This is a genomic window from Achromobacter seleniivolatilans, from assembly GCF_030864005.1.
Lineage (GTDB): Bacteria > Pseudomonadota > Gammaproteobacteria > Burkholderiales > Burkholderiaceae_B > Achromobacter > Achromobacter seleniivolatilans.
Window position 1 is genome coordinate 145753 of record NZ_CP132977.1, and the last position, 13596, is coordinate 159348.

Annotated in this window: 9 protein-coding genes; 3 read left to right on the top strand and 6 right to left on the bottom strand. The window is 61.2% G+C overall.

The genetic code is table 11. The features are described from left to right. Positions 1–34: 34 nt before the first annotated feature. Positions 35–817, top strand: a complete 783-nt coding sequence (locus RAS12_RS30790) for an HNH endonuclease (protein WP_306952014.1) — start codon at positions 35–37, stop codon at positions 815–817. Positions 818–908: 91 nt separating this feature from the next. Here the strand turns inward: RAS12_RS30790 and RAS12_RS30795 are convergent, their stop codons facing one another. From RAS12_RS30795 to RAS12_RS30805, 3 genes are all read right to left on the bottom strand, one after another. Next, positions 909–1883, bottom strand: coding sequence for a restriction endonuclease (locus tag RAS12_RS30795; protein ID WP_306952016.1), 975 nt, complete (start codon positions 1881–1883; stop codon positions 909–911). A 177-nt stretch (positions 1884–2060) separates the two neighbouring features. Then, entirely contained in the window at positions 2061–2741 is a 681-nt protein-coding gene (locus RAS12_RS30800) for a hypothetical protein (protein ID WP_306952018.1), read from the bottom strand. A gap of 76 nt (positions 2742–2817) precedes the next feature. Continuing rightward, complete coding sequence (locus tag RAS12_RS30805; protein WP_306952020.1) at positions 2818–3711, bottom strand: hypothetical protein; 894 nt, start codon at positions 3709–3711, stop codon at positions 2818–2820. A gap of 965 nt (positions 3712–4676) precedes the next feature. Here RAS12_RS30805 and RAS12_RS30810 point away from each other — a divergent pair. Together RAS12_RS30810 and RAS12_RS30815 are read left to right on the top strand one after the other, a co-directional pair. After that, positions 4677–10025, top strand: coding sequence for an Ig-like domain-containing protein (locus tag RAS12_RS30810; protein WP_306952021.1), 5349 nt, complete (start codon positions 4677–4679; stop codon positions 10023–10025). A gap of 180 nt (positions 10026–10205) precedes the next feature. Then, complete coding sequence (locus RAS12_RS30815; protein WP_306952023.1) at positions 10206–10940, top strand: hypothetical protein; 735 nt, start codon at positions 10206–10208, stop codon at positions 10938–10940. A gap of 98 nt (positions 10941–11038) precedes the next feature. Here RAS12_RS30815 and RAS12_RS30820 read toward each other — a convergent pair whose 3' ends face one another. The 3 genes from RAS12_RS30820 to RAS12_RS30830 are packed head-to-tail and all read right to left on the bottom strand — an operon-like array spanning position 11039 to position 13596. Beyond that, positions 11039–11785, bottom strand: a complete 747-nt coding sequence (locus RAS12_RS30820; RefSeq protein ID WP_306952090.1) for an ABC transporter substrate-binding protein — start codon at positions 11783–11785, stop codon at positions 11039–11041. 52 nt (positions 11786–11837) lie between these two features. Continuing rightward, the gene (locus tag RAS12_RS30825) at positions 11838–12608 is read right to left on the bottom strand and encodes an MBL fold metallo-hydrolase (RefSeq protein ID WP_306952026.1); all 771 of its coding nucleotides are present in this window, start codon (positions 12606–12608) and stop codon (positions 11838–11840) included. 4 nt (positions 12609–12612) lie between these two features. Further along, complete coding sequence (locus RAS12_RS30830; protein WP_306952028.1) at positions 12613–13596, bottom strand: Bug family tripartite tricarboxylate transporter substrate binding protein; 984 nt, start codon at positions 13594–13596, stop codon at positions 12613–12615.

Consider the following 13596-nt stretch of genomic DNA (forward strand, 5'->3'; position numbering starts at 1 on the left):
TGCGCGCCTGCTCATGTGAGATTTGAGCGCTAACATGTTCCAAACTCACCTGAGGGGGGCTATGACATCGATAACCATCTTCTACCGAGCCGTGCATACGAAGACGCGGTGGCGAAAAGCGCGTGGTCACACTTCACTAAATAACGCGCTGTATGGACGCAATGACGGCGCGCCTGGCTTGTTCGCGCATCGCGCACGTATTAATTACACGAAGCACGGTGAGCCGCTTTACGCAGTCATTTGGGAAGATGGGGCAACCGTCGGCTTTGTAGTGAAGCCGGATACCTCGACCAGTGAGGGGACAGCTTACGTACGAGTTCCGGTCGACGTGCTTCTTGCATACGAGGCCCGAAAATGTGCCTCTCCAACTGAATTAGAGGCTCACTTCCTGGCGCCAGCCGATGATGATTCGATTCGCGGGCTGCATATGTTTAAAGAGCTACCGCACCACTCACACGGTGAGGAAGGGGGCACTCATTTAACTGAGCATCTTGTCCGCGAACGCGACTCGGCACTCGCCGAAGCAAAAAAAAGGGACATTCTGGAGGCTACGGGCCGGCTTGCTTGCGAAGCTTGCCGGTTCGACTTTCGAGTTGCGTACGGCGAACTAGGTACAGGATTTTGCGAGGTGCATCACTTAAAGCCTTTGGCCGGTCGTAGCGAAAGCGAAACGACGTCTTTCGAGCATCTTGCGATCCTTTGTTCCAATTGCCACAGCATCATCCATAGGACCTTACCGATGTGGTCGGTGACTGAGCTTGCCGCGCACCTCTCAAGTAGAAGGGCGGTGGATGATACTCAAGCCCCCCTTGACTGACTGCCGTGATAGCGGATGTCTCGCCAATGCACAGGAGCGCCGGCGGCGCCAACGCGTTCGGCCTCTTCGACCTCGCCACGCAAGCGCTTGGTCAGGATAGTTGAACGCCCAGAAGGGCGAGAGCGTCAGCGGCCTGCCGAAGCGCCTCGGCTCGCTCCTGCTCGAGCCGTTCGTGGTAAGGCGGGTCGATCTCGTGGGTCGTGCAAAGCGGGTTGTTGCATTGACAGGGCCGGATGGCGTTCGTCCTGATGCCTTCGTCGAGCGTCATGCGCAGCGTGTTGAGCTTCTTCGAGCAACTCGTGAGCCCCGCCGAGACACGCGCGTCCGGGAAGACGTGGCTTGGCGGCACGCGCGAAATGATCGCCCCCTCGCGGTCGCGCCAAATGCCGGTGTTAAGGGCCCCTATGGTGTCCGCGATGGCCTGCCTGAATGCCGGCATTGAGCTCTCACAGTAGATAGGCGTTTGAAAAGCAGGCCGGTTGAACAGCCGCGCGACAAGCAAACCAGCCTCTTTCGCGGTCGCAGGATCGAGCTCCAGCATGAACTTGCGAAGCTCCGCCTCGTCGTCGGGCAACTCTTCCCCGTAGAAGAAGCGGTTAAGTACTGACGGCGCGTGAAAGCGCAGGTGCTCCTCGAAATCCGGGCCAGACCACACCTGGCAAATCGTGATCTTCTTGGAGTCCGCATGGGTCTTGCAGTTGTCTTTGGTCTCGGCACTCACGTTCCCCCCGGCTATCACGATGACCTCATGGGGCGGCTTGGCTTGCGTGCTCGTCAGTCGGTTGATGTCTTTCTTGGCTTTGGCCAGCGTGAACTTCTGCCAGTTCGCGCACGCGATCACGACAGTGGTCTCATTGCCAAGTTCATCCTCGCAGACGCCGATGATGTCGCGTCCTTCGTCGCCGCCGGTTTGCCCGTGCCAGTTCAGCCGCCGCCATGGCCGCATGCGCAAGAGCGTTGCGAAGACCATGCGCTCGAAGTTGTGACCCGACAAATCTTTGAAGTGGATGGGGTGAACCGTGCTCGTGAAGATGAGTTTGGAGCTTTTAGGCTTTGATGTCGACATGGCTTAGATTGGACCCGCTGGGCTTTTCCCACCGGTTTGCGCGTTGTAGGAGACTACATTGTTAATTAAATCGACCCGATATCCTAGACACCTGCGAGCCGTTGGCAATGGAGTCGTTCGAACTCGCCCGGTCAAGTTTTGCTTGCCACGGGGTGGTGGGGTGACACCGCCGCAGGGTTAGGGACCATCCATCCCTGATGATCTATCAAGGTTGTTGCGATGCTCGTCGAGTAAGTCGTATACCAACGCCAATGATGGCAGGGTGACGGCCATGGCATCACCGTCCGCATCGTACGTTCGTCCCACAAGCTCGACTTCAGACGAATCGCCCGCAGTGACCGTCGTCACCAGCCAGCGGACGTACTCCTCGAAGTCAGATCGATGTATCGCGAACGTCGGAGGAGGCGGCATATGGAAGAACCCGTCAGAAAATTTTCTTAGCTTAAAGGGTTCGGCCGTGCTTGAGTCCGGCGGTGGCAATGGGCATTTAGTGCCGAGCATTGCTGTCGTGCAGATCTGTTTGCGATAAACGTCGAGTTCTAGCTTGGTCGACTTTGAGTTTCTCCATGCGATGAAGTGGCAGGCATCATGGAGCGCTAACATCGCAGGGTTGGCAGCGAGGCCACTGCAGAGCCGGCTAACGCGTTCTGCCTTCCTTCTCTCAGTGCCAAGCTCCTTCTCAGAGTTTTTGCCTTCCACCAGCACGAAGTAATCGTAGTTTGTGAAGATCAAGTCAGCGAGAACTTTGTAATCCTGGCCATCCAAGTCGAATCGTTCGAAGTTGGCTCCTCGCTGGTTCGCCTGGTCGCGTAGGTGGTCGCCGAAATGCTGGAGATATGATTTTTCGTGATTTGCCACTTTTGCTCCTGTGTCGATGGGCTTGCTAGACGCCGCCCGCCTCATTGTTTTTGGGTAATAGAATTCTTGCCGCCCCCTACGACCACCTTGGAGAGACGTCGGCGGTGGGGTTAGAGGCTGCGTCTCGCTCCTCGAAGCGAGTCATCTCCATGTCTGTCGTGGGCCAACGGTCGCCTTGGCGAGGAGTCACGGACAACCGCGCTTGGACGTGCAGCAGGAAGGCGACCGCCGTCTGCACGCTCCACTCAGCGACGGCGTGCCCGATCACACGGTCTGGAAAATAGGAGTTGTGCTCGCCGGTCATCGGATTGTGAATGGGCTGGTCATGGTCAACGAAATATTGCTGCAACTCCTCTTCGAGCTTAGACAGCGCGCTTCGCTCGCCCTGCTCGCCCGCGGTGTGAGCGGCCAACTTGTAGTGTGCGAGGGCGTGGCGCAACTCCATCAGCGTTCGCATTGCCATAACCGGCTTCGCGCTTTTGTCGAGTGCCGGCAGGTTTAAAGCGGTCAGGACTCGGTCGTACTTGCGGAGCGCAGATTCGCGTTCGAAGTCGGCATACTTCTTCCGAGAGCTACCGTGCTCGCTGCTGAGCTGTGGTGGGCTCCAAACAAGAGCCAACTTCTCGGCCTGATCGCCGCTCAACCCAAACAAGTTGCCTGCTCCTGCTGCCTCACAATCTGCAAATAGTTCGTTCACGAACGCTTCGAGGCCCAGCGCGCTCATGACGATCGCGGAGCTGGCGTAGGCATGGTGTTCGGTGCGCTGCAGAACTCCAATTCTTTCCACAATCTCCATTTCATCGACGAGGATTGGGGCGCTCTCAGGCAGTCGCACGGCGACGACTTCGATCGCGTAGGCCTTTCTGGCCAGCAGCGCGGCACTAGTCAGATAGGACGTGGAGAGGTAGGTCCGCACAATAAGGCTCGACGACCCGTCGTACGGATATGCAGGGGCAATTATGGTGTTCAAAGTTTATTCCCAGAGATGGTCAAAGGGCCTCGATGGAGAAATGCGACGTCGCGTCTGACGGCCGCTCGATAACAACGTCGTTTAGCAAAGCCTGTCACACAGACGCTCCTGTTCTGACTCATTCGGCGTGCGGCCGCAGGCGAGTCCACTGAGGCTCCATGGGGGGCCTGAACGAGCACATCAAGAGCGTGACGTTGTCGAACTTTGAGCGACATTGGTGTTATTTGCACTGCGCGGCTGGTCAAAGCCTGATTATGTAACTCAGTTTACAACCCGTAGCGTTCAGTTAACTGGGTTGGCATGCTCGACGCGCCGATCAAGCTCGCGTCGCGTGCCGCTCTGAGTCGATATTTCGAACCACCAAATATCGTGCCTCGTGCCTCAGATGTAAGTATGAAGTAACCATACAATTCATCATTGAAATTCAGTTGATGACCAGGTGATTGCGTGCGTTGCTCGACTGACTCGTCCCACATCAGGCGACTGTCTTCGGTGGTCAGCCGTGACACCCCGGTCCGCGCCACTCGCGCAAACGCACCCGTCACCAAAGAACAGACCAATTTTCCCGGTCGGAACGCATGCGAGCCGGCTCGACGCCAGCGTGCAGGCCACCGGTCACGTAAACCTCGGAACTTCCAATGAAACGGATCATTTGCAGCATCGTGGCTGCCGCACTCTTGGCGAGCTGCGCGACCCCGCCTCGCACCTTAGGACCGTCAACAGAGCTGGTCTCACGGGCACCACGAACCGATCGCATTCCCTCGGCGCCGGAGAGTCAGAATCGCGGAGGGCCGCAGGGCGCCCCCACTTTGCCGTGGACCCCTTCCGCCCAGGGCGGCTCGGACGCGGCTGACCGGACAATTGACAGATTCCGAATGGCCGAGTCGCGCGACGTCATGGCAGGCGCCCAAGCAGGGCAGGACAGCGGACGGACGGAGCCCCCCGGTTCGAGCGCTGACTTCTCGATGTGGGCCGAAGGGCGTGCGACTGGCCTGGCCACGTCGTCGGCGCAGGCGTGGCTGCAGCGGTTCGGCACCGCCAAAATCACCCTGCAACGGCAGGGGGGCGCGCTGGACTTTCTGTATCCCTTCGTGGACAGGGAGCAGGATCTGCTGTTTGGCCAGCTGGGTGTCCGGCGTACCAACTTGCTGACGGACTCGTACCGCACCACGATAAACCTTGGGATTGGCTATCGAAGGTTCATGGATGGGCTGATGGTCGGCGGTAATGCGTTCCTCGACACCAATCCGGAACGCGGACATCGGCGCCTGGGCGTTGGGGCGGAGGTGTGGACGGACTATCTCAAGTTCAGCGCTAACGGCTATTTACGTCAAAGCGGGTGGAAATCTTCCCCGGATCTCGATGCTTACAAGGAACGCCCTGCGTCCGGCTTTGATTTTCGGCTGGAGGGGGCGCTGCCTCAGATTCCGCAGCTGGGCGCCAAGGTAATGTACGAAAAATTCTACGGCGATGAGGTTGGGCTCTTTGGCCAGAACGATCGTCAGCGCAATCCCAGCGCATGGACCTTGGGTGCGTCCTATACGCCCGTGCCCGCAGTGTCGCTGCTCGTCGAACGTCGGTTCGGCCAGGGCGGGCTCTCTGATACGGCCATCAAAGTAGGGCTGAAGTACGCTCTGGGTGTGCCGTTGGCGCGTCAACTTGAGGCTGTAGCAGTCGGGGCCACCAGAAAGCTGAGTGCCATGCGGTACGACCTGGTCGAACGCAACAACGAGATCGTGCTGGAGTACCAAAAGGAAGTCGGTGCCTCCATCAAGCTGCCCGACAACTTGAGCGGCTATCCCGATGTCACGGTGCCTTTCCCGGTCACGGTCGAGGGCGCAACCGCGGGCACGTACCAGGTGCAGTGGAGTGGGAGCGCCGCGCCTTTCGTCGCGCCGTACAGTGGAAGCACCTCGGCTCAGCTGACGATGCCGAAGTACGTGGTGGGCGGTCAGAACAGCTATCAGCTCTTTGCAAGCCTGGTCGACCGCAAAGGCCAGAAAGCCACCTCCAATGTGATGAACGTGAGCGTCAACCCGTTCACTGTTCGTGTGCAGGGGGCGAAGCCCCATGCGAAGTCGGATGGTGTGGACAGTATCCGGTTCACGACATCTGTCAAAGGAGTCCAGGCGGAGGGCATTTCGGGACAACCAGTCGAATGGACATTGGGGGGCGCAGGGATGTTTCGCGAGAAGTCGGACACGACTGATGCAAATGGCGAGGCATATGCGGTGGTGACCAGCCTGACTGCTGGGCAGGCCGCGGTGGAGGCCTTGATCGGACAGACCTTTACTGCGGGCGCGACGGGCATGTTTGCGACCAACCTTCTTGCCATCACGAGCTTGGTGTCGAATCCTCCGACCTTGATTGCTGACGGAGCCTCGAAGGCGCAGATAACCGCGGTGGTCTTGGATAGTGCGGGCATGCCCGTGCCCGAGGGGACAGAGGTTATTTGGCGTGCGGACTTCGGCAATCTGTCCGGGACGTCGTCAAAGACGGATGCTCGCGGTGTGGCAACGGCTGGCTATACCGCCCCCACGGCCGCAGGTGTAGCAATGTTGACTGCGAGTGCGCCTGGGGCTGCTGATCGCACCCTTGAAGTTCCCCTCATCGCGAATTCGGCCGGGGCCCGTGTCGGAGTGGTGGTCGCAAGCAAACTTGAGGGCCTGGCCGACGGTAACGACACCGTGACGTTCACGGCAACTGTCAGCGATACGAACGGAAATCTTGTCGGGTCGGGTGTGAACGTCGCTTGGTCAACCGACCTGGGGACATTGTCCACCGCCACCAGCAAGACGAACGCCAGCAGCAAAGCGTCTACTGTAGTAACGGCACCTCGCGCGGCCGGCATCGCGAGAGTTATGGCCAAGGCGTCGCCCGTCGATCCGGGTGAATCGTCCACGGTGTCGTTCAAGGTCGACCCGGCGGTGGCCCGCGTCGCGCAGGTTACCTCCAGTGTGACCGAAGCAGCCGCAAATGGAATGGATACCGTCATCCTGACGGCCACGGTGCAGGATTCGAATGGCAACTCCGCGGGAGCCGGTGCTCAAGTCACCTGGGTCACAGACCTGGGCAGCTTCAACGGAGCGTCCACGGCCACATCGGTCTCAAATCCCTCGGGTCAGGCCTCAATCGTCCTGATGGCGCCTACGGTGCCCGGCACTGCTCATGTGAGCGCGAAGGCGTCCGTGAACGATCCGGGGAAGGGCGGGAATGTGCTGTTCAAGGCCGACGCCAGCACGTTCCGGATTAAAGGGCTGAACGCCAGCAAGCCTGAAGGTGTGGCCGACGGTGTCGAGACGATTATCTTGACGGCAAGGGTCGAAGACGCACATGGAAACGCGGCAGGCGCGGGAGCCCCGGTCAACTGGTCGACGGATCTGGGGAGCTTTGGGGGCGTGCGGTCTGCTACGTCGAACTCCGACGCCAGTGGCATTGCGACGATCGCACTGACGGCGCCCACGACGCAGGGAACGGCGCACGTAAGTGCGAAAGCGTCCGCGACCGATCCAGGGGTGGTCAGGGCCGTGCCCTTCAAAGCTGACGCGTCGACTTTTAAGGTGATGGTCCTGGATGCCAGCAAGGTCGTAGGGACGGCGGATGGGGTCGACACGATAACGTTGACGGCGACCGTCGAAGATGCGAACGGCAATTCGGCCGGCGCCGGCGCGAAGGTAAGCTGGTCGACAACCCTGGGTACTTTCAACGGGGCTTCTGCTGCCACTTCGATGTCGAGCGCCAACGGCACCGCGACAATTGTCCTGAAGGCGCCGACTGCGGCGGGAACGGCAAATGTAGGCGCGAAGGCGTCGATAAATGATCCTGGCCTGGTGCGGGCGTTAACGTTTACGGCTGACTCGAATAGTTATCGTGTCAGCGTTCTGGACGTGAGCAAGACCGAGGCAGTGGCGGATGGCGGCGACTTGGTGACGCTCACGGCGACCGTGAAGGATGCCCATGGGAACTTGGCTGGCGCCGGCGCGCAGATCTCTTGGGCGACCAATCTGGGCACGTTCAATGGCGCCACAGCTGGTGCCTCAACATCGGATGCCAGCGGAAAGGCGTCGATTGTCCTCAAGGCACCGACGACATCGGGCTTGGCCACCATCCGTGCATATGCGGGCGGCGGCGACGCCGGCAAGACGCAAACGGTTTTCTTCAAGCCCGACGCCAGCACCTATCAGGTCACAGTACTTGGCGCCAGCAAGACTGAAGGACTGGCGGATGGCCAAGACACCATTACCTTGACGGCGACAGTGGCGGATGCGAACGGAAACTCGGCAGGCGCCGCAGCACAGGTGACCTGGACTACGGACGTGGGAAGCTTCAACGGTGCGTCGAGTGCGGTTTCGTTGTCCGATGCAAATGGTGTCGCCACGGTGGTGCTGCGGGCTCCTACGGCGTCCGGCACTGCTCACGTGGGTGCCAAGGCTTCTTCGAGCGATCCTGGAAAAGTGAGACTTCTGCAATTTAAGGCAGACGCCAGCACGTACCAAATTTCGGTTTTGTCCGCGAATAAGCTCGAAGCGGTGGCCGATGGACTCGACGTGGTCACTCTCACGGCCTCTGTTGTAGACGCTTTCGGCAATGCTGCCGGCGCCGGCGCGCAGGTCTCGTGGGGCACTGACCTTGGTACGCTCAACGGCTCTCGCGCTACCACGTCCGCTACGGATGCAAGCGGTGTGGCCACGGTCATCCTGGTGGCCTCTATCTCGTCCGGTGCCGCCCATGTCGTTGCGAAAGCATCCCTGAGCGATCCAGGGAAGTCGAAGACCGTACAGTTCAAGGCGAACACGGCAACCCTAAGGGTCAGCTTCCTGGGAGCAAGCAAACCCGAGGCGGTGGCGGACGGCGTCGATACGGTCACGCTTTCGGCAGCTGTCGAGGACGCAAACGGCAATGCAGCCGGCGCCGGCGTGGCGGTCGCCTGGTCCACAGACTTGGGCGGCTTCAATGGAGCGGCATCTGCTTCGTCGCTTACTGACTCGAACGGCGAGGCGACTATTGTCTTGAAGACGTCGACCTCGGTTGGCATCGCTCATATCAGAGCGAAGGCTTCGTCTGCCGACTCGGGAGAAGCGAAGATGATTCCCTTCAGAGCCGACGTCCGGTCGTTCAGGGTCACGGGCGTGAGCACCAGCAAAACCGAAGGTGTGGCGAACGGGATCGACACGGTGACGCTGTCGGCTTACGTTGAAGATGCACACGGCAACCCGGCCGGGTCTGGTACGCAGGTCACGTGGAGTACAGACCTGGGTACCGTCAATGGCGCTGGCGCAACGACCTCTTCGACAGATTCCAACGGTGAAGCAAGTGTGGTCCTGCAAGCTCCAACTAGCGCAGGTACCGCGCACATTTCCGCAAAAGCGGGTGCGACTGATCCGGGCGAGTCTGCGACGGTGACATTCAAGTCTGACCCTAGCACTTACCGCGTGAACGTCCTGAGCACGAACAAGGCGACAGGCGCCGCGAATTCGACGGATATTGTCACCATGCTTGCGGCGGTGACCGATTCCCAGGGCGTGCCGGTAGGCGCTGGCGTGCAGGTAAATTGGGTGAGCACTGGCGGTTATTTGGGCAGCGCGCGAAGCGTTACTGACGCCAACGGCGTGGCGGCCAACAGCTTGCGCTCCGCGTGGATTACGGACTTCAGGGTTACCGCGAAGACCAGCGCTGCAGATCCCGGCAAAGCAGTCGACGTCACGTTTGTAGGCCCCGTCCTGAATCTGACGATCGACAAGCCATCCATAGCGAGCAGCGGCGTCGATTTTGGCACTGCCAACGTACGTGTCCAATGGACCGACGGTAAGCCCTTCACTGGCAACATAAATGTCTCCATCGGCCCCACGCTTACCGACGAAATTGGGCGGTCATACTTCTCGTTGCGCACGGATGGTTCCGGGTTGGCCTCGTTCAAGTATCGAAGTGATGATACCGACGGGTCACGGGTCTCGATCCGGATGACTTTGACTGACTACCCGGATGTTGGGGCCGACGTACCCGTGGAGGTCCTGCCGCCAAGAGTGACGTCCGTGACCGCCAGTTCGATGAGCGGGAATCCGGCAGATGGCACGCCAGTTTTGCTGCGTGCGACCCTGTTGCACGCGGACGGTACACCAGTGGCCAACGATGTTGTGCACTGGAACACTAATCTCGGTGTGATCGGGGGACTGTCGCCATTCACCGATGCCGCAGGTGTGTCTACGAGGGAACTGTCGAGTTGGTCTGACGGGACGGCGCAAGTGACGGCCTTTGGCGCGCGCGGCGGCGATCGCGGTCAGTCTCTGACGATTGAGTTTGTGTCTGTGCCCTAACGTTCGTTCCCGCTGAAACCGGCCGCTTTTGTGGCCTTCAAAAAGCGCCGTGGCATCGCAGCCGCGGCGCTTTTATTTTGGGTGTGTGGCTTTTTCAATTGGCTGACACCTTTTATGTGTGTATATAATTAATCTAGCGTTATGAGTTAGGCCCACCATGCTACCCGGGAGCACACAATAATGAGTCACGTCTTAGGCAGGGTTGATTACGACGACGGCGTTACCCCAAGTCGATTCTTCGTCCACGACAACACGAGCGGTTGGTCGATTCCCACCCTTTTCAGCGACCCGGACGAGGCATGGCGGATCTATGACCATGGCAAGAGCCGGGCGATGCAATCGGTCGTTCCTGCGCACAGCACACACGTCCGCGCAGTGCGGAAAGTTCTGACAAATGGCCGCGGCTTTGACTCAGAGGAGTCAACTACCCGGGAGCCACAATTCGGGCTTGCTACGGAAGACAGGCTGTTATTGCCCTTGACTGAGGGGGGCAACGAGGACAAGTATTTGCTTCTGCAGGTCGAGGGCGTGTTGCATGTCGCGCAGGAGACGGATGGTGGCTTTTCTGGCGCGTACGCCCATCCCCTTTGCAAAGACCGTTGGGAATATAGCGCGCAGAACCAGGAATTTGCTTTCGATGACGTGTTAGGTCGGACTCTGGTGCTGTGCCCACTCTGCCTAAAAAGGCTGTTCGACGCATCGACACGCACGTCTAGTGCTAAGAAGCCAGATTCAGCCGCCATGAAGCGCCCCGTAGGCCGCCCTGCTGCCGTGGGCGGGAAGCGCGTGCAGGTCTATTTGGACGATGACAGCCTATTTATCGCAGGCTGGATTGGGAAGGATGGCAATGTTAGCGATGGTATTCGCAAGGCCCTCAGACAAGCATTGGAGAAGCGCGATTCTCGTGAACGCTGATCGTCGCCTTCGGCAGCAGCAGACGCACTTTTGGGGGCGCGCCTGACGGCGCCTTCTTAGGACCCTGACTTCGGCACTTCCAACATCAGGCAGTCCCTTTACCGATTTGGCATTGCCGTTGGCGCGACGGTGGCCCCCGCGATGCCATGACGGGCCAAGGCTTGCTCGACGAATCCGCTGCGTTTCATGTCTTCGACGAAGGCGCTCAGCAGCTGCTGCGCGGCCTCGCCGCGCCGGTGGGGCAGGCCCAAGGCCTGGCGGATGGTCATGAAGCTGCCGGGCAACAGGCGCAGCCCGCCTAGGCGGGCTGCGTCGGCTTCGAGCTGCTGGCGCACGCCGGCGGCGACTTCTGTGCCGTCTTGCAGGAAGGTGTCGACGACGGTGGGCGAGGTGGCGGCGCGGGTGATGGCGGCGTGGCGAAGTTCACGCGTCAGATGCAGGTCGTAGGCGCTGCCTTGACCGACGGTGACGCGATGGCGCGGGTCGTCGACCTGGGCCATGTCGTGCAGGGGAGAGTCGTGGCGCACCAGGTAGGCGCCTTCGATCAGCACGTAGGCGTCGGTGAAGGCGATGTCGGTGGCGCGCTTGGGGTCGATCGCGAAAAAGCCGATGTCGGCGTCGTTCTGGCTGACGGTGTCGACGGCCTTGCCGGCGCTGTCCAGCACGACCAGGGTCAGCGGCACGCCCAGGCGGTCGGCGAAGGCCCGGGCCAGGTCGACGGAGACGCCCGCGGCATGGCCTGCGGCATCGCGCCGGGCCAGGATGGGGTTGCCCAGGTTGATGGTGGCGCGCAGGGTGCCGGTGGGGGTGAAGGCTTGCAGGATGTGGGGGGCGATGGCGGTCATGGTGAATGGAAAAAAGGAATTCGAAAAGAGAGCGTCAGGGGGATAACAGGCGTCAGACCTCGTGCCGCCCCGCCATTGCCGCGCAACAAAGATCAATCCGCGTGGGTTGAAGATCTTCGCCAAGCCAGGCATTGATCGCGGCGCGGCGCTCGCCGACGTAGCGGGGCGCGCCGGTGTCATCGAGCGTCATGCCCAGGTCATGCCCCGGCACCAGCAAGGTGCCGGGCCGCTTGCGCCACCACGCCCAGATGCGTTGCAGGCTGGCGTGGCTGGCTGCCGCATCGGCGGTGTCGGCGACTTGTCCGGAAAGCAGTTCGGCGCGGTTCTTGGCCGCGTCGCCGGTGAACAGCACCGCCTGGCGGGGATCGTCGACGTAGAACAGCAGATGGCCGGGCGTGTGGCCCGGCGAGGCGAGGGCGGTGATGCCGGGCAGGAAGGTGTCGCCGTCCCCGATACGGCGAACGCGCGCCTGGCGGTTCAGTTCCTGCACGTACAGCTCGGGCAGGGGGTTAAAACCTGGCGGTTGCGCGGCGGCCCATTCCAGTTCGTGTTGGCCGATCCACACGGTGGCGTTGGGAAACAGGGTGAAGTTGACAGCGTGGTCGTAGTGGGCGTGGGTGAGCACGACGTCCGTGATGTCGGCGGGCGCGACGCCACAGGCGTCCAGGTGCCTGGCCAATTGGTGCCGCACGCCAAAGGCGCCGACGTCGACCAGGATCTTGTGGTTGGCCGAGCGCAGCAAGGTGCTGGTGCTCCAGCCCAGGCCGCCGTGGCAGACGGCGCGCCCCGGATAGCCCTGGATCAGGATGTCGATCTGGTACATGGCGTCATTCCGCGGTGATGTGGGCGTGGGTGATCAGCGTGCGGTAGCGTTGCAGGTCGTCGCGCAGCTGGCGCGAGAAATCGTCGGGCGTGCCGGCGACGATTTCGTTGCCGCCTTCGGTGGCCAGTTTACGTATCACCTCTGGGTCTTGCACGGCCTGCATCACGGCCTGGTGCAGCGTGGCGAGGATGCCGGGATCGGTGCCAGCCGGGGCCAGCAGGCCCTGGAACTGGGTTACGACGAAGTCGCGGTAGCCCAGTTCCTGCATGGTGGGCACGTCGGGCAGGCTGGACGCCCGCCGCGGGCCGGTGACGGCATAGGCGCGCAGCTTGCCGGACTGGATGTGCGGGGTGGCGGTCACCGTCGTGTCGAACGTGAAGGTCAGCTGGCCGCCCAGCACATCGGTCAGGGCCTGGGCGTTGCCCTTGTAGGGCACGTGTGTCATCTGGGTGCCGGTCTGCAATGCCAGCAGTTCGCCGGCCAGGTGGCCGCCTGCACCCAGGCCGGCCGAGCCGTAGGTGACGGCGCCGGGCTTCTTGCGGGCAGCGGCGATCAGGTCGTCAAGGCTGTGCACGGGCGATTGCTGCGGCACGACCAGGGCGTACTGGTAGCTGGTGATCTGGCTGATGGGCGCGAAGTCTTTCAGCGGGTCATAGGGCGTTTTCTTGTACAGCGACGGGTTGACGACCAGCGGGCCGCTGGCGTCCAGCAGCAGCGTGTAGCCATCTGGCGCGGCCTTGGCGACGAAGTCGGTGCCGATCATGCCGTTGGCGCCCGGTTTGTTCTCGATGACCAGGGTGCCCTTCAGCGTCTTGCCCATGTGCGCGGCGATGACGCGCGCGGTGATGTCGGCGGCGCCGCCGGCCACGTAGGGCACGATCAGGCGGATGGGCTGCTTGGGGTAGCCCGCGGCCGCTTCCGCGGCGTGGGACGCGGGGGCGGCCAGGACGGCCAGCAGCCCCAGCGCAAAGAAGGCTGAGCCTTTCAT

Bases quoted from the DNA above. Each gene is read 5' to 3' on its own strand.
- RAS12_RS30790 (WP_306952014.1), top strand. From the start codon at position 35: ATGTTCCAAACTCACCTGAGGGGGGCTATGACATCGATAACCATCTTC.
- RAS12_RS30795 (WP_306952016.1), bottom strand. From the start codon at position 1,883: ATGTCGACATCAAAGCCTAAAAGCTCCAAACTCATCTTCACGAGCACG.
- RAS12_RS30810 (WP_306952021.1), top strand. From the start codon at position 4,677: ATGTGGGCCGAAGGGCGTGCGACTGGCCTGGCCACGTCGTCGGCGCAG.
- RAS12_RS30815 (WP_306952023.1), top strand. From the start codon at position 10,206: ATGAGTCACGTCTTAGGCAGGGTTGATTACGACGACGGCGTTACCCCA.
- RAS12_RS30820 (WP_306952090.1), bottom strand. From the start codon at position 11,785: ATGACCGCCATCGCCCCCCACATCCTGCAAGCCTTCACCCCCACCGGC.
- RAS12_RS30825 (WP_306952026.1), bottom strand. From the start codon at position 12,608: ATGTACCAGATCGACATCCTGATCCAGGGCTATCCGGGGCGCGCCGTC.
- RAS12_RS30830 (WP_306952028.1), bottom strand. From the start codon at position 13,596: ATGAAAGGCTCAGCCTTCTTTGCGCTGGGGCTGCTGGCCGTCCTGGCC.